This window comes from Microbacterium hydrocarbonoxydans, from assembly GCF_000956475.1.
In the GTDB taxonomy this organism is placed as follows: Bacteria; Actinomycetota; Actinomycetes; order Actinomycetales; family Microbacteriaceae; genus Microbacterium; species Microbacterium hydrocarbonoxydans_A.
The window spans coordinates 543908-566163 of record NZ_JYJB01000009.1 but is presented as its reverse complement, the minus strand read 5'-3'; the positions used below and the strand labels follow the sequence as shown (position 1 = coordinate 566163).

Below are 22256 nucleotides of genomic sequence, written 5' to 3'. Positions count from 1 at the left end.
ACTCCGTTGACGGGAAACTGTTTCCCACACAATACAACACAGAACAACACAAACACAAGAACCCCTTCTGCGAGGGCGTGCGCGCACGACGAAGGCCGCCGGGATCACTCCCGACGGCCTTCGCCTCTCCCCCGCGGGGGCGTCAGATCATCGCTGCGATCAGAACCAGCCGTTCAGCAGATCCCACAGCCAGTCGATGATGTCCTTGATGATGCCTCCCGAACGGGTGACGGTGACAGACGCCGTGGCCTCGTCTCCGTCGGACTGCGACACCGCGACGGTGTACTTGCCCGGCTGGGTGCTCTTCGGGACGGTGACGGATGCCGTGAACGAGCCATCTGCGCCCACCTCGACCGTGCCGACGGTGATCGGCGCGCCCTTCTTGGGTCGCAGCTGCACCGTCACGGTCTCGCCCGGCTGGTAGCCGGTCCCGGAGATCGCGAGCTTCTTGCCCGCGGTCACCTTCGAGGAATCGAGGGTGATCGCGCCGTTGAACTCCGGCTCGGGCTCGCCCGTGATGGTGAACGGCACCTTCGCGGTGGTTCCGGTGCCCGCGACCGAGACGGTGAGCGACTGCTCCCCGTACACGCCCTCGGGAACCGTGAACGTCAGTGCCGCCCGTCCGACCTCGTCGGAGGCGTCGACCACAGTGGGGTCGATCGCTCCGGTGGCGAGCACGGTGTCGCCGAGAGCCAGCGAGACCTCGCCCGGCGCCGACTCGCCTGCACTGAATGCGAGAGACGACAGCGACAGGGTGACCTGGTCTCCCGCACTGTAGCCGTCAGCATCCGCTGCGCTCACCGAGATGCCGACCGCGCGCTGCGCGTAGTCGGGCGACGCCGTGTTGTTCGCAGCGAACCAGTCGACCATCGACTGCAGGTCGATCTTGCCCGTGTCGCGCTTGCCCGCACCGAGCTTGAACGATGCGAAGTTGTCGCCGCCCGCAGCCAGGAACGAGTTCGCCGCGACCGTGTAGTTCGCCGCCGGGTCGACCGGGGCGCCGTTGAGCGTCATCGACGTGATGTGCGATCCCTTGGCCGCGGCCGGGTCGTAGGTGTACGCGAGTTCCTTCGACACGCCGAGCTTCAGGAACGGACGCGCGGAGCCGGCGGGCTGCCACTGCTCCTCGAGCACGCTCTTCAGCTGGGCTCCCGTGAGGGTCAGCGTCACCAGCGTGTTGGCGAACGGCTGCACCGTCGCCGCCTCGCGATAGGTGACGCTGCCGTCGGGGTCGCTCGCACCGGTCGACGCGAACGTGAGGTTCGCACGGATGCCGCCCGGGTTCATCAGCGCCAGGTCGGCGCCGGTGGACCACTTCTGCACGTCGGCGACGAAGTTTCCGATGGTGGACTCGCCACCGCGGTTCTCCGTCTTGCCGTCGCTCTGGCGAGCCCGGTTGAGGTCGGCGGTGATGTCTCCGACCTTGACGGCGCCGAGCACGTCGGCCTCGGCCTTCGCCTTCGCGACGATGTCGGCTACCGCGGGGTCAGCCGGGTACTGAGCGACACCTCCGACGACGAGCGGCTTGATCTGGTTGGTGATCGAGAGCAGCTCCTTCGTCTTCGGGTCGACCTGGATGTTCATCAGGCCGAGGTTCTCTCCGTACTGACCCGCCGAGACGACCGGACGGCCGTCGATGACGTGGTTGTAAGCGAGGTGCGTGTGCGCCGACACGATCGCGTCGACGTCGTCGTCCACCCCGTAGACGATCTCGCCCAGGGGCGAGTCGGGGGTGATGCTGGAGACATCGGTCGTCGTCGCGCCCTCGTGCACGAGGAGGATGACCACGTCGGCCTCGCCGTTCGCGTCGTCGCCGTCGCGCAGGTCGTCGGCCACGGCGTTCACCGAGTCGGCGATGCTGCGCACCTCGAGGTCCTTGATGCCCTCAGGCGACACCAGCGAGTCGAGGTCCTCGGTCACCGCTCCGACGAAGCCGACGCGCACGCCGTCGAGCTCCTTGACCCAGGCCGGTGCGAGCGCGGGCTCGCCGGTCTCGGTGAGGAACACGTTGGAGGAGATGTACTCCCAGTTCGCCCTGTCCTGCACGCGATCGCGGAGATCCGCCCAGCCCTGGTCGAACTCGTGGTTGCCCGCGGCGCTGACGTCGAGACCGGCCGCGTTGAGGGCGTCGATCGTCGGGTTGTCGTCGTTGATGAAGGAGGTGAACGTCGATGCGCCGATCAGGTCGCCGGCACCGGCGAAGATCGTGTTCGGGTTCGCCGCGCGGAATTGCTTCACGGCTCCGGCGAGGACTGCGGCGCCGGCTGCGGCTCCGTCGGCCTCGATGCGGCCGTGGAAGTCGTTCACCGTGACGACGTCGATGCTCACCGGCGGGGTCGTCGCCGACACGCCGATCAGGATCGGGTCGTGGTCGCTGGAGCGGAACGGCGTGCCCGCCTCGGTGGCGCCGAACGCGTACCCGCGGTCGCTCCACTCGGGCGAGTTGATGCTCCAGACTCCGGCGCCCGTGATCGACGAGGCGAGCGAGGGCGAGGCGATGATGTGGTCGAGAGAGCCGACCTCGCCGTCGAAGGAGTAGGTGTGCTCCTCCGGCGCCTTCTCGCGTGCGACGTCACTCCAGCCGGCATCCGTGAACACCCGGATCGGGTCTTCCTTGGCGTAGGCGTTGAAGTCGCCGATCAGCAGGATGTCTCCGCTGCCGGTCTTCTCCTCGATCGCCTGAGTGAACGAGAGGATCGAGTTCGCCTGCGCGACGCGCGCCGCATTGAAGAAGCCCTGCTCGTCGGCGGGCACCGGGGTGCCGTCCTTCGGGTCGGACTTGGACTTCAGATGGTTCGCCACCACGGTGACGATGCGTCCGTCGATGTCGAACGCCTGGGCGATCGGCTCGCGGGCGTTGCCCCACACCGTCTCGTCGACGACGGTCATCGCGTCTCCCACCGGCGACACGACAGCCTTCTTGTAGATGATCGCGCTCGTGATGTAGTCGGTGATCGACGCGTCGTTCAGCGCCTGCGGCGTGTGCACATAGGCCCACACGTCACTGCCCGCGTCGGCGTTGAGTCCGTCGACGAGATCGGCGAGGGCCGAGTCGAGCGTGCCGCCGAGCTTGATCGAGTTCTCGATCTCCATGAGCGAGACGATGTCGGCACCGAGTCCGTTGATCGCCGAGACGATCTTGGACTTCTGGATCGCGAACTGCTCGGCAGTCGCCGCGCCGCGCGCGCTCGAGTTCTCGCTCGACAGCGTCGTGAAGTAGTTGTAGACGTTGAACGACGCGACCTGCACGTCGCCGCCGACGGACGGAGCGGATGCCGGGCGCGGGTTCGTCGCCGTGAAGCCCACCTTGAGGTCGGCCGACGAGGTGTTGTCGATGGGCACGACCGGCTGCAGACGCCAGTCGTCGAAGCTCCACTGCAGCACGTAGCCGTTGTCGCCGAAGTCGACCGTGTCGCCGTTGCGGACCACGAGGTCCTTCGTGAAGTACGGCTGGTCGTTCGGGTGGTTCTTGTTCGTGACCTGGATCGACCAGCCGTCATCGAGCAGGATGCGGTTCGCCCGGTTGGCGGCGGTGATCGCCGCAGCGTCCGGACCCGGAAGAGCCGCCTCGGTGCTCTTCTGGTTGAGTCCGCCGCCGACGTTCAGCCACAGGGCGCCGTAGTTGTAGAGCTGGTGACTCGAGGCGACCCGGTATGTGCCGGTCGGAGCGACGTACATGCTCTCGTACTGCTCACGGGTCGATCCGAGCACGGTGTCGACGAGCGGGGTGGCCGCCGGGACGCCTGCTCCTGCCTGCACGACCGTGATGCCCGAGAGCGAGGCAGGGTTGATCTGCGTCTGCCCGAAGTACTCGCTCACCGATCCCGTGACCGAGACAAGGTCGCCGATCGCGAGGGTGGGCGCCAGGGCGTTCAAGTACACGAAGAGGCCGTCGGATGCGCCGGGGGTCGCGTCGACCGTACCGCCGGATCCGGCGGTCTGGATGGTGACTCCGGCGTAGCCGCCGGTGCGGTAGTCGGCGGTGACGACGCCCTCGACAGTGACGGTCTTGCCGTTCAGCGGCGAGACGTCGGTCGTGCCCTGCACCTCGGCGATGGTCGCCTTGGCCGGCTCGGTGCCGGGGTCGGTGCCCGGGTCGGTGCCGGGGTCGGTGCTGCCGGATGCCGTCGGCGTGATGGTCGCCGAGAGCGTGAAGTCCGCAGCGTTGCTGTCGGTGTCGACGCCGTTCGTGCGGTTCAGCGACTTGACGTCGGTGTTGCCGGTCGGCGGGGTCGCGGCCGCGCCTTCGAACGTGTTGGAGGTGCCGTATCCGAGCACGTCGATGACACCGGCCTGGCCGACCACCGAGCCGGGCGTCAGCGTGACGGCCGTCGTGCCCTCGACGAGGGCGAGCGTGCCGTTGGTGCCGCTCGGGTTGAGGGTGCTGACGGCATCCGCCTCGGGAAGAGCCGCGCCGTTCGCGCCGTTGCTGCCCGCCTGCACGAGGTAGTAGCCGCCCGCGGGAATCGAGCCCGACAGCGGAGCGACGCCGTTCGATGCGCCGGTGCCCGTGGCCGAGCGGTACTGCAGCGACTTGCCGTCGAGGGAGATCGCCTGCGACGTCGGGTTGTACAGCTCGACGAACTTGTTGACGAACGCCGCACCGGCGCTGCCGCCGGAGAGATACGCCTCGTTGATGACCACGCCGGTGCCGTCGGCGCTGGCGTAGGCGGGAGCGGCGACCAGCGAGCCGAAGCCGAGAGCTGCGACGCAGGTCACGGCGAGTGCGCCGATGCGCCCCCGCCTTCTAGGTACGGACGGGACGCTCTTGCGGGCGTCGTCGTCGGGAGCGGGAATCATTCGGCTGGTCTCCTCGGCGTTGCGGATCGGGTCGCGGCAGACTCTTGTGGGGTTCTGCCGCAGTGCACACGGGTCTCCCAGGGTGCACATATGTCTGTGAGCATACGGAGCGCATCCGACATCATCAACGCTGTTTGCCGTTTCGTCACCGAGTGCTCATTTCTCCGACAAACCCGCCGGAGAGAGCCCACAAAAAGGCCGCTCAGTTGCGCATTCCCGGCCGCGCAGATGCGCAGCCGGGAACCGCGGGCCGTCGGATCACCGGCGCGGAACGACGTTGCGCCGAGCGAGATCGCCCAGCCACGACAGGCTCGGCTTCGGCGTGCGGACGAAGGTCTCCCGGTCGACAACGACAAGCCCGAACGTCGGCCGGAACGATCCCCACTCGTAGTTGTCGAGCAGCGACCAGTGCAGGTATCCGCGCACATCGCAGCCGTCGTCCATGGCGTCCTGCATCGCGGTGAGCGCTCCGGCCGTGTAGTCGATGCGCCGGCGATCGTCGGAGGTCGCCATGCCGTTCTCGGTGACCATCATCGGGATGCCGCCAGTGACCTCGCGCGTGTGCCGCAGCGCGTGGCCGAGCGCCTCGGGGTAGTACTCCCAGCCGGTCAGGGTGCGCTCGGTGCCCTCCGGCCACGGCTGCGGCCCGAAGCCCTGGGCGTCGTCGGTCGGGCCGATGATCGTGCGCAGATACGACTGCACCCCGATGAAGTCGTCCTCTCGCGCCTGCTCGAGGAAGAAGTCCTCGCGCCAGTACTGCCACTCGTCGCGCTGCGCCTCCCACCCCGGCACGGCCTGGAAGACCTGGTTCGCGACCGACCATCCCGACTTCACGCCGCCGAATCCGCGCAGCACCTCGGTCGAGGCGTGGTGCGCCCCGGCGATCGCACGGGCGACGTGGGGCGAGGGCCCGGGGAAGTTCACGCCGTTCTCGGTATCGATGCGCGCCTCGGTCTGGTTGACCATCATGTTCGGCTCGTTGATCGTGATGACCCAGTTCACGTCGTCGAGGATCCGGGTGCAGATCTCGGTGAACCGGCGGAACCGGTCGGTGCTGCGGTCCGAGTACCAGCCGCCCGAGTGCTCCCACCAGCGAGGGAACGTGAAGTGGTGCAGCGTGACGACGGGCTCGACGTCGCGGTCCCGGCAGGCGTCGATCATGCGCCGGTAGTGATCGAGCTGCGCGCGGGACACGACGCCCTCTTCGGGCTCGATGCGCGCCCATTCCACCGAGAACCGGTACGCCGTGAGACCGGCATCCGCGAGCAGGGCGATGTCCTCCGGGTAGCGGTGATACGAATCGCACGCGTCGCCGGACGGCTCGGGGATGGCCGAGCCCGGCGCGTACTCGAGCTCCCAGTGGCCCGTGTTCACATTGCCGCCCTCGATCTGATGCGCAGCGGTCGCCGCGCCCCAGAGGAATCCGTGCGGGGCTGGGGTGGTGTCGTCGGTCATGCGGGACGATTCCCTTTCTCGTGGTGTCGACGTGAGGTGGTCATTTGATGCCTGTCATGGTGATGCCCTGGACGAAGTGCTTCTGCATCGCGATGAACAGCACGAGCACGGGGATCACGATCAGGAACGAGCCGGCCATCTGCAGTCCGTAGTCGGATCCGTGTCCGCCTGCTTCGGAGGAGAACAGCGCCAGGGAGACCGGAAGCGTGTACATCGAGTCGTCCTGGGAGATGATCAGCGGCCAGAGGAAGCTGTTCCACGAGCCCATGAACGTGAAGATCGCGAGCGTCGCGAGGGGCGCCTTGCACAGCGGCAGCACGATCTGGAAGAAGGTGCGGAACTCCCCCGCGCCGTCGATGCGCGCGGCATCGAGCAGCGAATCCGGGATCTCGAGCATGAACTGCCGCATCAGGAAGACACCGAAGGCGCCGACCATGCCCGGCAGGATCAGCCCCCAGTAGGTGTTCACCATGCCCAGGTTCGCGATCAGCACGAACTGCGGGATCAGTGTGACGATCCCCGGCACGAACATGGTCGACAGGACGATGACGATGATCGCGTTCTTGCCCGGGAACCTCATCTTCGCCAGCGCCCAGCCGACCATCGACGAGAAGAGCAGCGTCGTGGCGACGGTGGCCCCGGCGAGGATCACCGAGTTGAGGAACGGCCGGAGGATGTCGAACTCGAACAGCCACGCCCTGAAGTTGTCGAGGGTCGGATGCTGGGGCCACCACGTGACCGGCCGCGACATGATCTCGGCGTTGGTCTTGAAGGCGCCCAGCACCATCCAGACGAACGGCAGGAGGGTGGCGGCGAGTCCGACCGAGAGGATCACCAGGACGATGAGGTTGCCCCAGCGGAAGGCGGGGCGGTGCGTGCGAGCGATGGCCATGGTCAGGTCCTCTGCCGGAAGAAGCGGAACTGGATGATCGCGAGGATGCCGACCAGCGCGAACAGAACGTAGGCGCCGGCCGCTCCGACCGAGTAGTTCCCGTATTTGAACTGGTTGTAGACCTGCAGCGCGATCGACGTGGTCGACTCGAGCGGGCCGCCGTTGGTCATGACGAAGGGCTCGTCGAAGAACTGCATGTACCCCGTCGTGAGCAGGATGGTGTTGAGAAGGATCGTCGGCATCATCATGGGGATCGTCACCCGGAAGAACTTCTGCCTGGCGCCTGCGCCGTCGATCGATGCGGCCTCGTTCACCTCGGAGGGGATGCTCTGCAGCCCCGCCAGGAAGATGACCATGGAGCCGCCGATGTTGCGCCAGATCGCCATCACCGTGATGGCGACCAGGGCCGTGTTCGGGTCGCTCAGCCAGTTGGGGCCGTTGATGCCGACCGTGCCCAGGATCGTGTTGATGACTCCCGTGTCCTGGTACATGAGGCGCCACACGACGGCGACCGCGACGATCGTCGTGATCACGGGGATGTAGTAACTGACGCGGAAGAAGGTCGCCACCCGCCGGCTGACCGAGTTGAGCAGGACGGCGAGCACGAGCGCGATGAACAGGGTGGCGGGCACCCCGAGGACCACGAAGAACAGGGTGTTCCGCAGGGCTCTCAGGAAGGACTCGTCGGTGAGGACCGTCACGAAGTTCGCGATGCCGACGAAGTCGACGTTGAACGGGGTCCTGATGTCGCGCGCCCGCAGGTCGGTGAAGGCCATGGCGAGCGAGCTGACCAGCGGGATCAGCCCGAAGGTCCCGAACGTCAGGACGAAGGGCGCGACGAACACCCAGGCTATGAGAGCCGAGCGCCGCCGCTGGGCGGCCAGGGAAGTCGCCTTCCCCGGCCGCCGCGCACGGGTTGCGCTCACCACCCGAATCCGATCGACTCGGCCTGGGACTGGATCTCCTTCGCCGCCTCTTCACTCGTGATCTGCCCGCTCGCGACCTGCTCGGAGTACTTGCCGAGCAGATCGGCGATCTGCGACCACGCAGGGTAGTTCGGCATCGCGACGGTGTCCTTCATCTGCTCCATGAGGGTCTGCGTGACCGGGTTCTCCTGGATCGCGGGGAGGTCGCCGGCGGCGATGTTCGCCGGCAGCTCGTTCTGCAGCGTGAACCACTGCTCCTGCTGCTCCTGCTCCCCCATCCAGGACAGGAGCGACCACGCGGACGCCTTGTTGTCGGATGCCGTGAAGACGCCGAGATTGCCCCCGCCGATGTACTGATCGTTGCTTCCGCCGGGGCCGGTCGGGAAGACGCTGTAGCCGACCGAGTCGAGGGTGAAGTCCGCAGGTGCGGTGCCCGCCTCGATGGCCTCGGCGAACACGTCGAGCATCCACGGGCCGGAGATGAACATGGGTGTGCCGCCGTTCTCGAACGTGGCGTCGGTCTCCTCGAGGGGTGCCTCGCCGCGCTGGAAGAAGCCCGCGTAGAAGTCGAGCGCCGAGACCAGCTCCGGGGTGTCGATCGTCCACTTCTCGCCGTCCGTCAGCTGACCGCCTGCCTGCGCGTCGAAGGGCACGATGACCTGCGCCGGCTGCTCGACAGGACGAGGAAGGCTGATGCCGTAGGTGCCGCCAGGGCGGGACTTGAAGGCGGCTGCCATCGTCTCGATGTCCTCCCAGGTCTTGGGAGCGGACAGGCCGAGCTGTTCCGCGATGTCCTTGCGATAGAACAGGAACCGCGTCTCGACATACCAGGGCATCGCGTACAGCCCGTCCTCGCCGGTGGCCGAGTCGACGGCGGCCGGGTAGAAGTCCTCGGCGTCGTACACGTCGTCCGGAACCTGATCCAGCGCGCCCATGCCGATGACGGTCGCCGTCTGGTCGCTGCCGGTCATGATGATGTCCGGCCCCTTCCCCGCGGCTGTCGCGGTCTGCACCTTGGTGATGACCTGGTCCCAGGGGACGTCGGTGACCTTCAGCGTCGCGTCCGGGTTCGCCTCGAGCCAGGGCTTCGCGAGGACCTCGAGATTGTCGGCGTGGCCGCCGGCCGTCCAGACCTCGATGACGCCATCGGCTTCGCCTTCGGCCGCAGGGGCGACGGATCCGTCCCCTCCCGCACCGCCTTCGGCGCCGCGCCCGCATCCGGAGAGGACCAGCGCGGCTCCCAGAGCGATCGCGGTGACTGTGGTGACTCGCAAACTGCGCATGCGCACTCCTTCGTGTTTCCGACATGCAGGTTCGAAATTTCGAACCTCGTTATCGAAACTATAAGGGTGTCGCCCCGTTCCGTCTACCCCGAACATCCGCTCTTGTTATAGCCTCACGGTGCGCTAAAGTTTTCGGAAAGTCCGATGGAGGAGCATGGCAGTCCACCTTGACCTGATCGCCGCAGAGGCGGGCGTCTCCGTGCCCACCGTCTCCAAGGTGCTCAATTCCCGGCCCGATGTGGCGGTGCGCACGCGTGAACGCGTCACCGCCGTCCTCGAGCGGCACGGCTACGCGATCAGGACGCGCGCAAATTCCGACACCGGGTTCCTCCACGTCCGCGTCGTCGATCTCGACGGGGCGTGGTCCGAGGCCGTCGTACGCGGCGCGGTGGAGGCCGCCCGCGCCCACGGCAAGGATGTCGTGCTCACGGTCGACCCCGCACCCGACGACTGCGACGGCTGGGTGCGCCATGCGCTCTCACGTGGCACCGACGGGCTGCTGAGCGTGGTCGCGGTACCCGGCGAGGAGGCCCGCAGAGCTCTGGCCGACGCCGGCGTGCCGCTCGTGGTGGTGGATCCGCTGCACCAGGTGCCCGAGGGCACCCTGTCGGTCGCGGCCACTAATTTCAAGGGCGCCTTCGACGCGGCGCAGCACCTGCTCTCGCAGGGGCACCGCCGCATCGCGACGATCACCGGTCCGATCGACCAGGACAACGCGATCGCGCGTCTGGCCGGATTCCAGGCGGCGATGCTTCAGGCCGGGGTCGCCGTCGACGACGACCTGATCATCCGCGCGCAGTACGGCGTGGATCAGGGGTACGAGGCGACACGCCTTCTGCTCACCCGCACCACGCCACCCACGGCCATCTTCGGCGCGAGCGATGACACGGCATTCGGGGCGATACACGCTCTTCGCGAGCAGGGGCTGCGCGTGCCGGACGACATCTCCGTGATCGGATTCGACGATCTGGCCCCGGCCGGCTGGGCCGATCCCCCGCTGACGACGATCCGCCAGCCGCTCGCCCAGATGGGAAGCGCTGCGGTCGACGCGCTCGTCCAGTCCCGCCTGGGCCGTGCACCGGCGGCGCACACCGAGCTGTCCACCACACTGGTAGTCCGCTCGTCGACGGCGGCGCCCGCGGGTCTTCAGAGCTGACGGCCAGGGGCCCCGCCGGTCAGGCGGATGCCGCGTCCTCGAACTCCTCGACCTCGCGCTCCCACGCGTCCTTGGCGAGCCGATACCAGAGGTAGAACGCGAATCCGGCGAAGATCGCCCACTCCACCGCGTAGAAGATGTTGAGCCAGTTCACCGACGATCCCTCTTCGGGGGCCGGCGACGAGATGTCGATCAGACCCGCCGTCGCAGTCGTGGAGGCGAGGTACGGGCGGTACACGTCGAGCTGCTCGACATCGTGCCAGCGGCTGAGCAGCGCGGCCGGGGACATGCGATCGAGCCGTTCCGGATCGTCACGAGTGGGAAGCACCGGCCCCTCGTCCGAGATGAGCCGGCCGCTGACCGTCACGTCGCCGCCGTCGGCATCCGCCTCGAGCCGCTTGGCCGCAGCGTCCGCGCTCTCGCGATCCGGCGCCCAGCCGACGGCGACCGCGATCGACGTGCGCTCGTCGACCCGCAGCTGGCCGGTGACCCAATAGCCCTGCGCGCCGTCGTTGAACCGCGACGACACGACGATGAAATCGCCGGCGATCCAGCGCCCCTCGGTCTCGACCTTCTGACCCACGAGCGGCTCGGGGAGGTACTCCCCCGGGTCGACGACCTCGGTGAGAGGCCGCACCTCTTCTGTGGCTCCCGGCGCCTGCGGCGCGGTGTCCACCGCGCGACCCAGCTGCCACTGCCCCAGCCAGGCGAAGACCCCGGCCACGAGCAGACACAGCAGGAGCATGGCGATCCAGCGTCCCCGAAGCAGCACCTCACGCAGCGTGGGCGGGAACAGCGCAGGGGTGGTCACGGTGAAGCGCTGCGTCCTCAGGCCTCGTAGGGTGCGAGGACGACCTCGACCCGCTGGAACTCCTTGAGGTCGGAGTATCCCGTGGTCGCCATGGACTTGCGCAGTGCGCCGATGAGGTTCGCCGTGCCGTCGGCGACAGGAGCCGGGCCGTACAGGATCTCTTCGAGCGTTCCGATTCCGCCCACCTCGACACGGCGGCCGCGCGGCAGCTTCGAGTGGTGCGCTTCCGGGCCCCAGTGGAAGCCGCGGCCGGGGGCATCGGTGGCGCGGGCCAGCGCGACGCCGAGCATCACGGCATCCGCTCCCATCGCGAGCGCCTTGACGATGTCGCCAGAGGTGCCCACGCCGCCGTCGGCGATCACGTGCACATAGCGGCCGCCGGACTCGTCGAGGTAGTCGCGCCGGGCGGCGGCGACATCCGACACGGCAGTGGCCATCGGAGCGTGGATGCCGAGGGTCGCCCGCGTCGTCGACGCCGCTCCCCCGCCGAAGCCGACGAGAACGCCCGCGGCTCCGGTGCGCATGAGGTGCAGGGCCGCGGTGTAGGTCGCGGCACCGCCGACGATGACGGGAACGTCGAGGTCGTAGATGAACTTCTTGAGGTTCAGTGGCTGCGCGACGCTCGAGACGTGCTCTGCCGAGACGGTGGTACCGCGGATCACGAACAGATCGACGCCCGCGCGAGCGACGGTGTCATAGAACTCCTGGGTGCGCTGCGGGGTCAGGGACCCGGCGACCGTGACGCCCGCATCGCGGATCTCGGCCAGACGGCTCGTGATGAGCTCGGGCTTGATCGGCTCGGAGTAGAGCTCCTGCATGCGTGTCGTGGCGACGTCGTCGCTCAGTCCCGCGATCTCGGCGAGCAGCGGCTCGGGGTTCTCGTATCTGGTCCACAGGCCCTCGAGGTCGAGGACGCCGAGGCCGCCCAGCTGACCGAGCATGATGGCCGTCTGCGGGCTCACCACGGAGTCCATGGGGGCGCCCAGCACGGGGATCTCGAAGCCGAAGGCGTCGATCGTCCACGCGGTCGACACGTCTTCGGGGTTGCGGGTGCGCCTCGAGGGCACCACCGCGATGTCGTCGAACGTGTACGCGCGGCGCGCGCGCTTTCCTCGGCCCAGCTCGATCTCTGTGGTCACCCATCAAGACTACCCGGTGCGATGAGCGGTCCCGTGGCTGGAAGACTGGGGACATGCGAGCGGATGCTGTGGAGGTCGCCGTGGTCGGCGGCGGTGTGATGGGGCTGGCAACGGCGTGGGAGCTGACCCGCCGGGGGCTGCGTCCCGTCGTGCTGGAGCGCTTCGCCCGCGGCCATCATGAGGGTGCATCGCACGGCGCGACGCGCAACTTCAACAACGCCTATGACCAGGACCACTACCTCGACCTGCTCGTGCGGTCACGAGAGGGCTGGGACGCGCTCGGTGAGGTCGCCGGCGAGCCGCTGCTGCGCCTGCACGGGCTGGTCACGCACGGCGCGATGGACCTCTCATCGGTCGCCCGACGACTCGGCGAGCGCGGCATCCACGCAGAGATGCTCTCGCCGGCTGACGCCGCAGCGAGATGGGCCGGCATGAGGTTCGACGACGACGTCCTGTTCTCGCGGGACGCGGGAGTCGCCAGAGCATCGGCCGCGCTGGGCGAACTCGAACGGCGCATCGTCGCGGGCGGCGGCGACGTGCGCTGGGAGACGCCCGTCCAGGAGATCACGGAGACGGATGCCGGCGTGCTCCTCACGCTTGCGGACGGCCTTATGCGCGCGGATGTCGCCGTCATCACGGTCGGCGCCTGGTCGGAGCGGATGCTGCCGTCGCTGGGCCTGCCGCGGCTCACCGTCACAGAGGAGTCTCCCGCGCACTTCTCGCCGACCGGCGCCGCGGAGTGGCCGTCGTTCAATCACTACACCGACCCCGATCGGCACCCCGCCACCGTCTACGGCATGCCGACACCCGGTGAGGGCGTGAAGGTCGGCTTCCATCGGGTCGGCGACGAGGTGGACCCGGATGCCCGTCCGCGCCGCGCCGCCCACGCCGACGCCCTCGTGGAGTACGTGCGGGAGTGGATGCCGGGGCTCGATCCGGCATCCGCTGTTCCCGTGAGTTGCACGTACACGTCGACCGATGATGGCGCGTTCGTGCTCGACCGCCGGGGCCGACTCGTCGTCGGCGCCGGGTTCTCGGGCCACGGCTTCAAGTTCGCCCCCGGCATCGGCGCTCTGCTCGCCGACCTCGCGCTCGACCCCTCCGCCCGCGCCGCCGAGCCGTTCCGGTTGCCCTGACGCTCCCCCTCCCAGGAGTGCTCTCCGATCGTTGAGCGAGGGAGCGCAGCGACCGAGATGAAACGCGCGAGCTCACCACGTTTCGTCTCGCTCCGCTCGCTCAACGACCCGCCGGACCAGAGCTTGCACTGAGCGAGCGCAGCGAGTCGAAGTGACGACACGCGTCGGCGGCCCGGGCTCAGCGCGCCCGCGCCACCCGCTTCTCGTCCCAGACCGGGGCGTCCGTCTCGTAGACCTCGCCGTCCGAGCCGAACACGAGGAAGCGGTCGAAGGATCGGGCGAACCAGCGGTCGTGCGTGACGGCGAGCACCGTGCCCTCGAAGCGCGCGAGCGCCTCTTCCAGAGCCTCGGCCGATTCCAGGTCGAGATTGTCGGTCGGCTCATCGAGCAGCAGCAGCGTCGCACCCGACAGCTCGAGCAGCAGCACCTGGAAACGCGTCTGCTGCCCGCCCGACAGCGAGTCGAACGTCTGCTGCGCCTGTCGCACGAGCCCGTAGCGGTCGAGCGCGCTGCTCGCAGCATCCCGTGGCAGACCTGCGCGTCGCTCGTCTCCTCGGTGCAGGATCTCGAGCAATGTGCGTCCGAGGAACTCCGGGTGGGCGTGCGTCTGCGCGAACAGACCGGGCACGACTCGCGCGCCGAGCACCGCCTGCCCTGTGTGGGCGACCTCGCTCAGCTGCTCGCCGGTCGACGTGACGTGGCCCGCAGTCGGGTCGGGATCGCTGCCGCCCCGAGCCAGCAGCCGCAGGAAGTGCGACTTGCCCGATCCGTTCGACCCCAGCACTGCCACCCGATCGCCGTACCAGACCTCGGCGTCGAAGGGCCTCATCAGTCCCGTGAGCTCCAGCTGCGAGGCGACCACGGCGCGCTTGCCGGTTCGCGCTCCTCGCAACCGCATGTCGAACTCCTGCGCGGGCGGGCGCTCCTCGGGCGGCCCTGCCTCTTCGAACCTGCGCAGGCGGGTCTGCGCCGCTTGATATCTCGACGCGAAGCCGTCGTTCGCCGCGGCCTTCACCTTGAGGGTGGCCACGAGCACCCGCAGCTTCTCGTGCTGCTCGTCCCATCGGCGGCGCAGCTCGTCGAGACGGTCCATGCGGTCGGCGCGCGCCTGATGATAGGTGGCGAACCCGCCGCCGTGCACCCACGCCGTCGCACCGGCGCCGCCGGGTTCGAGAGTGATGATGCGGTCGGCGGCCCGCGCGAGCAGCTCGCGGTCGTGCGAGACGAGCAGCACCGTCTTGGGCGTCTGCCGCAGCTGCTCCTCGAGCCAGCGCTTCGCCGGAACGTCGAGATAGTTGTCGGGCTCGTCGAGCAGCAGCACCTCGTCTGGGCCGCGCAGCAGAGCCTCCAGCGCAAGACGCTTCTGCTCTCCGCCGGAGAGCGTCGTGAGCTCGCGGTACCGCGCCCGCTCGAAGGGCACGCCGAGGGCTGCGACGGTGCACTGGTCCCACACGGTCTCGTGCTCGTACCCGCCGGCATCCGCGTACTCGGCGATCGCCGTCGCGTACGCCATCTGCGTGTCGTGCTCATCCCGCTCGATGAGCGCGTTCTCGGCAGCCTCGAGCGCCTCGGCCGCCGCGCGGATCCGCCGCGGCGCGACCCGAACCAACAGCTCGTGCACGCTCTGACCGGCTTCGCCGTGTCCGACGAACTGATCCATGACGCCGAGTCCGCCGTCGATCGTGACGACGCCGGCATCCGCCGCCTGCTCCCCGCGGATGATCCGCAGCAGCGTCGTCTTCCCTGCGCCGTTCGGTCCGATCAATGCGCTCGTCGAACCGGAGCCGACCCGGAACGTCGCCTCATCGAGAAGCGGTCTGCCATCTGGAAGCGTCAGAGAGACGCTTGAGACATCTATGTACCCCACCGTGCGTGGCCGTCCTTCCGCCCGCATGGCGAGCCGACCAGGCTATCAGGTCCGGACCCCTCCGCGTTTCGTCTCGCTTCGCTCGCTCGACGACCTTCTCACGCTCGACGACCGGTTCAGGCCAGCGCGCCCGAGGTCGGCACCGGGTTCGCGAAGAGATCGAGCACCGGGCAGTGCGCGTCGACCACCTGGCGCAGATTCTCGTACTGCTCCGCGGAATCGGGGCCGGTGATGTCGACCTTCACACGCACGTCATGGAATCCCGCGCGCCCCGACTCGTCGATCCCGAAGAGCTTGCGCACGTCGAGGTCGCCCTCGGCCGTGATCTCGATCTCGTCGATCGTCAGGCCCAGCGCCTGCGCGTAGAGCCGGAACACGACGACCTGACAGGAGACGAGCGCACCGAGCGCGTACTCGACCGGGCTCGCTGCGGCGTCGTCTCCCGCAAGAGCGCCGGGCTCATCGACGAGGAAGCGGTGCTTGCCCGCTCGGATCTCGGTGCCCACCGCCCCGATTCCCCGGCCGGTGACCGAGTACGTGAGCTGGGCTGCTCGGGAATCGGCGGCGATGCGCTCGTTCCATGCTGTTCCCGCAGCGGTGAGGCGTTCGGCGCGCGCCTGCGCACTCACGTCGGCGATGGGCGAGGACTGGTCCTGGATGAGAGTCATGCCGAGACCGTAGCGGGATCGGCGGTTCTCCCGAGCGGATGCCGTCACCGGCTGTCACACCCCGACACACGCCGTCACGGACTCCGGAGACGGCAAAGGGCGGATGCCGCCGGCATCCGCCCTTTCCTGTCGCAGCTCAGCGCTTGTAGTTCGGCGCCTCGACAACGATCTGCACGTCGTGCGGGTGCGATTCCTTGAGCCCGGCGGAGGTGATCCGCACGAACTTGCCGCGCTGCTTGAGCTCCTCGATCGTGCGGGCGCCGACGTAGAACATCGACTGGCGCAGGCCCCCGACGAGCTGGTACGCGACGGCCGAGAGCGGGCCGCGGTAGGGCACCTGCCCCTCGATGCCTTCAGGGATGAGCTTGTCGTCGCTGGGCACGTCGGCCTGGAAGTAGCGATCCTTCGAGTACGAGGTCTGCTTGCCGCGCGTCTGCATCGCGCCGAGCGAGCCCATGCCGCGGTACTGCTTGAACTGCTTGCCCGACTGGAAGACGATCTCACCCGGCGACTCGTCGGTGCCGGCGAGCAGCGAGCCGAGCATGACGGCATCCGCACCCGCGACGAGCGCCTTGGCGATGTCTCCCGAGTACTGCAGACCGCCGTCGGCGATCACCGGAACGCCGGCGGGACGCGCGGCGAGAGACGCCTCGTACACGGCGGTCACCTGCGGAACGCCGACTCCGGCGACGACGCGCGTGGTGCAGATCGAGCCCGGCCCGACGCCGACCTTGACGGCGTCGACGCCCGCGTCGATGAGCGCCTGAGCGCCCTCGCGTGTCGCGACGTTGCCGCCGATCACGTCGATGTGCGCGAACGACTCGTCGGCCTTCAGGCGCCCGACGAGATCGATGACACCCTGCGACTGGCCGTTGGCGGTGTCGACGACGAGCACGTCGACACCGGCGTCGCGCAGCGCCTCTGCACGCTCCCAGGCGTCGCCGAAGAAGCCGATCGCCGCGCCGACGCGCAGGCGGCCCTGGTCGTCCTTGGTGGCGAGAGGGTACTTCTCACTCTTGTCGAAGTCCTTGATGGTGATGAGGCCGGCGAGCTTGCCCTCGTCGTCGATCAGCGGCAGCTTCTCGACGCGGTGCTTCGCGAACAGCGAGATGACCTCGCCTGCGGCGACCCCGACGGGAGCGGTCACGAGGCCCTCGGAGGTCATGACGTCCTTGACGAACGTGGTCTGGCGCTCGAAGCCCGACACGAAGCGCATGTCGCGGTTGGTGATGATGCCCACGAGGCGACCGTCGGGATCGACCACCGGCAGGCCCGAGATGCGGTACTTCGCGCACAGCGCGTCGACCTCTTCGACCGTGGCGTCGGGGGTGGTCGTGATCGGGTCGGTGATCATGCCCGACTCGCTGCGCTTGACCCGGTCGACGTGCGCCGCCTGATCGGCGATCGAGAGATTGCGGTGCAGGATACCGATGCCGCCCTCGCGCGCCATCGCGATCGCCATGCGCGACTCGGTCACGGTGTCCATGGCGCTGGAGAGCAGCGGCGTCGCGACCGAGATCCGGCGCGTGATGCGCGAGGAGGTGTCGGCCTCACTCGGGATCACGTCGGTGTGCCCGGGCAGGAGCAGCACGTCGTCGTAGGTGAGTCCGACGAATCCGAACGGGTCGTGCTGTTCCATGTGTGTCCTCCTGCGAGCGCGAGTATGGCGACGGTGTACCAATTCTAAGCGCGAGGACCCTGCGGAAATTCCCTGTGCTGCCCGGGATCGGCGGGGCGACACGGCCGTGCGCACGATCGTGTCTTGGTCGAAACAGAATCGACACACTACGCTCATAGCGTCGTACATCAAGGCTGATGAACACCCTGTCATGGCCTGTGTACTGGACTGGGAGGTTCTGTGAGTCCGACGATCTCGGCGAAACGGAGCGGCAGCCGGTGGGCCATCGCCCTCCTCGGCACGCTCTTCGCCTTCGTGCTCCTGCTGATACCCGCGACAGCCGCGTCGGCCGACACCACCGACGACGGGCAGGAAGTCACGGACTTCTACTTCGCCGGCGTGATCACCTTCGACGACAAGCCCGTTCCCGATGTCGTGATGACGATCAAGGGCAACGGCTTCGAGGGCGAGACCAAGACGGATGCCGACGGCAAATGGCGGCTGTACGTGCCCGAGAAGGACAAGTACACCCTGACCGTCGACGAGGAGACGCTCCCCGACGGCGTCATCGTCGACGCCGCTCAGCTGCCCGAGGGCACGCAGCCGATCGCCGGCACCACCGCATCCTTCGAGGTCGAGTTCGGGCTCACCGGCACGAAGATCATGAACCTCTTCCTCGGTGAGGGCGAACGCGTCACGGTGTCGTTCTGGGACCAGCTCTTCTCGCGTCTGATCGGCGGACTGAACTTCGGCCTGCTGCTGGCCCTCGCCTCGATGGGCGCCGCGCTCATCTACGGCACGACCCGCCTGTCGAACTTCGCCCACGCCGAGATGGTGACCTGGGGCGGCCTGCTCGCGCTCGTGACCACCACCTTCTGGCACGCCCCCCTCTGGCTCGGCATCGCCGCGGCGGTGGTCGGCGGCGGACTCTTCGGATGGGGAATGGATGCCGGCGTCTGGCGTCCCCTGCGCCGAAAGGGTCTGGGCACCGTGCAGCTGATGATCGTGAGCATCGGTCTCTCGCTCGCCCTGCGCTACGTCTTCCAGTACTTCATCGGCGGCGGCACCTACCAGCTGCCCGGCGCGAGCCCCACGCCGATCCAGTTCGGCCCGATCTCGCTGTCCTACATCGACCTCATCGCGATGAGCGTGAGCATCGTCGTGATCCTGATCGTCGCGTGGTTCCTCACCCGCACCCGCATCGGCAAGGCCACCAGGGCGATCTCCGACAACCCGCAGCTGGCCGCGGCATCCGGCATCGACGTCGACCGGGTGATTCGCATCGTGTGGATCCTCGCCGGCGTCCTCGCGGCGATCTCCGGCATCCTGTGGGCGTACTTCCGACCCGGTGTGAAGTGGGACATGGGCGGGCAGATGCTGCTGCTTATGTTCGCCGCGATCACGCTCGGCGGCCTCGGAACCGCGTTCGGAGCCCTCGTCGGATCGCTCATCGTGGGCATGGCCGTCGAGATCTCCACACTGTGGATCCCCTCCGACCTGAAGTACGCGAGCGCCCTCGTCGTCCTCATCATCATCCTGCTGGTCAGGCCGCAGGGTCTGCTCGGGCGCAAGGAAAGGCTGGGCTGATCATGGACTTCGGAAGCATCCTCTCCAACACCGCCGTCTACCTGTTCAGCCCTGTCACGATCGCGTACGCCCTGGCGGCGACGGGTCTGGCCATGCACTTCGGCTATGCGGGTCTGCTGAACTTCGGCATGGCGGCGTTCATGGCGATCGGCGGCTACGGCTACGCGATCTCGGTGCTCTCGTTCGGGCTGCCGTGGTGGCTGGGCATGCTCATCGGGCTTGCGGGCGGCGCTCTGTTTGCGGTTCTCCTCGGCATCCCGACCCTGCGCCTGCGCGCCGACTACCTCGCCATCGCGACGATCGCGGCGGGCGAGATCGTGCGACTGCTGTTCACGACGCAGCTCTTTGACGAGTGGACGAACTCCGCCGACGGGCTCGCGCAGTACAACGGCGGGTTCCGCGACGCGAATCCCTTCCCGCAGGGCACGTACGGCTTCGGCCCGTGGACGTATTCGGCGGACGACCTGTGGAACCGGGTCTTCGGCGTGATCCTGCTGGCGCTGTCGATCCTGCTCGTCTGGTCGCTCATGCGCAGCCCTTGGGGCCGCGTGCTCAAGGGCATCCGCGAGGACGAGGACGCTGTGCGCTCGCTCGGCAAGAACGTCTTCGCCTACAAGATGCAAGCGCTCGTGGTCGGCGGTGTCGTCGGCGCGGCCGGCGGAATCGTCTTCGTTCTTCCCTCGGCGGTCGTCCCCGGGAGCTACACGACCTCGCTGACCTTCTTCCTGTGGACGATCCTGCTCCTGGGAGGCGCGGCGACCGTGTTCGGGCCCACGCTCGGCGCGGTCCTCTTCTGGGTGGTGTTCGCCTTCCTGGCGAACCTCCTGCCCAGCATGGCGAAGGCGGGATATCTCCCGATGTCCGACAGCCAGGCGTCGACGCTCGTGTTCGTGTTCGTCGGCATCGCCCTGATGCTGCTCGTGATCTTCCGCCCGCAGGGCATTCTCGGAGACAAGAGGGAGATGACCTTTGTCAAGTGAACTGACCCCTGACGCCGACGCGCCCGTGGAGACCCCCACCGGCAGCATCCGCCGCCCGAAGACCACCGGACTCACCAAGGGACCGGCGGCGCCGGGTGTCGCCAAGGTCGACCCGATCCTCGTGGTCGATGCCGTGCAGCGCCGCTTCGGCGGACTCGTCGCCGTCGACGTCGATCACCTCGAGATCCCGCGCGGAGCCATCACGGCGCTCATCGGCCCGAACGGCGCCGGCAAGACGACCCTGTTCAACCTGCTGTGCGGTTTCGACCGGCCCAACAGCGGCACCTGGTCGTTCGACGGCAAGAACCTCTCCGGGGTCCCGTCGTTCAAGGTGGCCAGGATGGGCCAGGTGCGCACCTTCCAGCTCACGAAGGCGCTGTCGCTGCTCACGGTCCTCGAGAACATGAAGCTCGGCGCTCCCGGGCAGAAGGGCGAGGGCTTCTGGGCCTCGCTGTTCCCGTTCCTGTGGCGACGGCAGGATGCCGACATCGAGGTCAAGGCCCGCGAGCTGCTCACGCGCTTCAAGCTCGACGCCAAGGAGAAGGACTTCGCCGCCGCGCTGTCGGGCGGCCAGCGCAAGCTTCTCGAGATGGCGAGAGCGCTGATGAGCGACCCGAACCTCGTCATGCTCGACGAGCCGATGGCCGGAGTGAACCCCGCGCTCACGCAGTCGCTGCTCGATCACATCCTCGACCTCAAGGAGCAGGGCATGACGGTGCTCTTCGTCGAGCACGACATGCACATGGTGCGGCACATCGCCGACTGGGTGGTCGTGATGGCGGAGGGCCGCGTCGTGGCCGAAGGCCCGCCCGAGGAGGTCATGGAGGACCCGGCCGTGGTCGACGCCTATCTGGGCGCTCATCAGGATCTCGATCTGGGCGCGGTGACGGGTCGGATCCCTGTGCTGGAGGATGCCGCCGCCGCGAGGCTGCGCGAGAAGATCGAGGCCGAGGCCGAGGCAGAGCTCGCGGCCGCGGACGCCTCTGAGACTGAGACCCCCGAGGAGGGCAAGGCATGAGCGACGACACCGTCATCGTCGAGCTGAAGGACGTCCACGCGGGTTACCTGCCGGGGGTCAACATCCTCAACGGCGCGAACCTCGTGGCCAGGCAGGGCGAGCTGATCGGCATCATCGGTCCGAACGGCGCGGGCAAGTCCACGCTGCTGAAGGCGATCTTCGGCATGGTCAACGTCCGCTCGGGAGACATCACCGTCAAGGGCGAGAGCATCGTCGGCCTCAAGGCCGACAAGCTGGTCCGCCGTGGCGTCGCGTTCGTGCCGCAGACGAACAATGTGTTCCCCTCGCTCTCGATCGAGGAGAACCTGCAGATGGGGCTGTTCCAGAACCCGAAGATCTACGCCGAGCGGCTCGAGTTCGTGACCGGCATCTTCGCCGAGCTGGGCAAGCGGCTCAAGCAGCGTGCCGGCTCGCTCTCCGGCGGCGAGCGTCAGATGGTGGCGATGTCGCGGGCCCTGATGATGGACCCGTCGGTGCTGCTGCTCGACGAGCCGTCGGCGGGTCTCTCCCCCGTCCGTCAGGACGACGCGTTCATCCGCGTCTCCGACATCAACAAGGCCGGGGTCACGACCATCATGGTCGAGCAGAACGCCCGCCGCTGCCTGCAGATCTGCGACCGCGGCTATGTGCTCGATCAGGGCAAGGACGCCTACGAGGGGTCGGGCCGCGACCTGCTGAACGATCCCAAGGTCATCGGGCTCTACCTCGGCACTCTGGGCACCGACGCCGCCTGACTGCGTCGCACGTCTGAGAACGCGTTTCGTCTCGGTCGCTGGCGCTCCCTCGCTCAACGACCGGCCACTGGTCGTCGAGCGAGCGCAGCGAGACGAAACGCTTAAACGACCGGAGTCTGGTCGTTGAGCGAGCGCAGCGAGACGAAACGCTCGACGACCGGACGCGTCGGCATCCGCCCCGCCTTC

At 68.0% G+C, this 22256-nt stretch carries 16 protein-coding genes; 6 read left to right on the top strand and 10 right to left on the bottom strand.

Annotated elements, in window-relative coordinates; translation table 11 throughout:
- Positions 1-159: 159 nt before the first annotated feature.
- The 5 genes from RS84_RS11845 to RS84_RS11825 all read right to left on the bottom strand — a co-directional run bounded on the left by RS84_RS11845 (position 160) and on the right by RS84_RS11825 (position 9356).
- Positions 160-4800, bottom strand: a complete 4641-nt coding sequence (locus tag RS84_RS11845) for an ExeM/NucH family extracellular endonuclease (RefSeq protein WP_045257960.1) — start codon at positions 4798-4800, stop codon at positions 160-162.
- A 258-nt stretch (positions 4801-5058) separates the two neighbouring features.
- Positions 5059-6255, bottom strand: a complete 1197-nt coding sequence (locus RS84_RS11840) for a glycoside hydrolase family 1 protein (RefSeq protein WP_045257959.1) — start codon at positions 6253-6255, stop codon at positions 5059-5061.
- A 40-nt stretch (positions 6256-6295) separates the two neighbouring features.
- Complete coding sequence (locus RS84_RS11835; RefSeq protein ID WP_082062163.1) at positions 6296-7147, bottom strand: carbohydrate ABC transporter permease; 852 nt, start codon at positions 7145-7147, stop codon at positions 6296-6298.
- A gap of 2 nt (positions 7148-7149) precedes the next feature.
- Positions 7150-8073, bottom strand: a complete 924-nt coding sequence (locus RS84_RS11830) for a carbohydrate ABC transporter permease (protein WP_235281480.1) — start codon at positions 8071-8073, stop codon at positions 7150-7152.
- Positions 8070-9356: an extracellular solute-binding protein gene (locus tag RS84_RS11825; RefSeq protein WP_045257957.1), complete on the bottom strand. Its 1287-nt coding sequence runs from the start codon at positions 9354-9356 to the stop codon at positions 8070-8072. The genes RS84_RS11830 and RS84_RS11825 overlap by 4 nt, the downstream gene beginning before the upstream one ends.
- Before the next feature lie 154 nt (positions 9357-9510).
- Between RS84_RS11825 and RS84_RS11820 the strand changes: the two genes are divergently transcribed.
- Positions 9511-10512, top strand: coding sequence for a LacI family DNA-binding transcriptional regulator (locus RS84_RS11820; protein ID WP_045257956.1), 1002 nt, complete (start codon positions 9511-9513; stop codon positions 10510-10512).
- A gap of 19 nt (positions 10513-10531) precedes the next feature.
- Here RS84_RS11820 and RS84_RS11815 read toward each other — a convergent pair whose 3' ends face one another.
- Positions 10532-11281, bottom strand: coding sequence for an SURF1 family cytochrome oxidase biogenesis protein (locus RS84_RS11815; protein WP_082062184.1), 750 nt, complete (start codon positions 11279-11281; stop codon positions 10532-10534).
- 59 nt (positions 11282-11340) lie between these two features.
- Positions 11341-12462, bottom strand: coding sequence for a GuaB3 family IMP dehydrogenase-related protein (locus tag RS84_RS11810; protein ID WP_045257955.1), 1122 nt, complete (start codon positions 12460-12462; stop codon positions 11341-11343).
- Positions 12463-12515: 53 nt separating this feature from the next.
- On the opposite strand from RS84_RS11810, the gene RS84_RS11805 reads away from it, so the two are divergent.
- Entirely contained in the window at positions 12516-13598 is a 1083-nt protein-coding gene (locus tag RS84_RS11805; protein WP_045257954.1) for an FAD-dependent oxidoreductase, read from the top strand.
- A 178-nt stretch (positions 13599-13776) separates the two neighbouring features.
- On the opposite strand, the gene RS84_RS11800 is transcribed toward RS84_RS11805, so the two are convergent.
- From RS84_RS11800 to guaB, 3 genes are all read right to left on the bottom strand, one after another.
- Positions 13777-15465 carry an ABC-F family ATP-binding cassette domain-containing protein gene (locus RS84_RS11800; protein ID WP_045257953.1) on the bottom strand — a complete coding sequence of 563 codons (1689 nt, stop codon included), beginning with the start codon at positions 15463-15465 and terminating at the stop codon, positions 13777-13779.
- 116 nt (positions 15466-15581) lie between these two features.
- Positions 15582-16133 (bottom strand): OsmC family protein, encoded by a 552-nt coding sequence (locus RS84_RS11795; RefSeq protein ID WP_045258149.1) that lies wholly within the window; start codon positions 16131-16133, stop codon positions 15582-15584.
- A gap of 136 nt (positions 16134-16269) precedes the next feature.
- On the bottom strand, positions 16270-17772 hold the full coding sequence (gene guaB / locus RS84_RS11790) for an IMP dehydrogenase (protein ID WP_045257952.1): 1503 nt from the start codon (positions 17770-17772) through the stop codon (positions 16270-16272).
- 219 nt (positions 17773-17991) lie between these two features.
- On the opposite strand from guaB, the gene RS84_RS11785 reads away from it, so the two are divergent.
- From RS84_RS11785 to RS84_RS11770, 4 genes are read left to right on the top strand one after another with little or no spacing between them, the layout of a single operon-like run.
- The gene (locus RS84_RS11785) at positions 17992-19338 is read left to right on the top strand and encodes a branched-chain amino acid ABC transporter permease (RefSeq protein ID WP_082062161.1); all 1347 of its coding nucleotides are present in this window, start codon (positions 17992-17994) and stop codon (positions 19336-19338) included.
- A 2-nt stretch (positions 19339-19340) separates the two neighbouring features.
- A complete protein-coding gene (locus RS84_RS11780) occupies positions 19341-20318 on the top strand; it encodes a branched-chain amino acid ABC transporter permease (RefSeq protein WP_045257951.1) in 978 nt (325 codons plus the stop codon).
- Between the two features lie 46 nt (positions 20319-20364).
- Positions 20365-21336, top strand: coding sequence for an ABC transporter ATP-binding protein (locus tag RS84_RS11775; protein ID WP_045258147.1), 972 nt, complete (start codon positions 20365-20367; stop codon positions 21334-21336).
- Entirely contained in the window at positions 21333-22070 is a 738-nt protein-coding gene (locus RS84_RS11770) for an ABC transporter ATP-binding protein (protein WP_045257950.1), read from the top strand. Before RS84_RS11775 ends, RS84_RS11770 begins: the two co-directional genes overlap by 4 nt.
- Positions 22071-22256: the final 186 nt, after the last annotated feature.

Coding starts and splice junctions, on each gene's coding strand:
- RS84_RS11845 (WP_045257960.1), bottom strand. CDS start 4,800: ATGATTCCCGCTCCCGACGACGACGCCCGCAAGAGCGTCCCGTCCGTA.
- RS84_RS11840 (WP_045257959.1), bottom strand. CDS start 6,255: ATGACCGACGACACCACCCCAGCCCCGCACGGATTCCTCTGGGGCGCG.
- RS84_RS11835 (WP_082062163.1), bottom strand. CDS start 7,147: ATGGCCATCGCTCGCACGCACCGCCCCGCCTTCCGCTGGGGCAACCTC.
- RS84_RS11825 (WP_045257957.1), bottom strand. CDS start 9,356: ATGCGCAGTTTGCGAGTCACCACAGTCACCGCGATCGCTCTGGGAGCC.
- RS84_RS11820 (WP_045257956.1), top strand. CDS start 9,511: ATGGCAGTCCACCTTGACCTGATCGCCGCAGAGGCGGGCGTCTCCGTG.
- RS84_RS11805 (WP_045257954.1), top strand. CDS start 12,516: ATGCGAGCGGATGCTGTGGAGGTCGCCGTGGTCGGCGGCGGTGTGATG.
- RS84_RS11795 (WP_045258149.1), bottom strand. CDS start 16,133: ATGACTCTCATCCAGGACCAGTCCTCGCCCATCGCCGACGTGAGTGCG.
- guaB (WP_045257952.1), bottom strand. CDS start 17,772: ATGGAACAGCACGACCCGTTCGGATTCGTCGGACTCACCTACGACGAC.
- RS84_RS11780 (WP_045257951.1), top strand. CDS start 19,341: ATGGACTTCGGAAGCATCCTCTCCAACACCGCCGTCTACCTGTTCAGC.
- RS84_RS11770 (WP_045257950.1), top strand. CDS start 21,333: ATGAGCGACGACACCGTCATCGTCGAGCTGAAGGACGTCCACGCGGGT.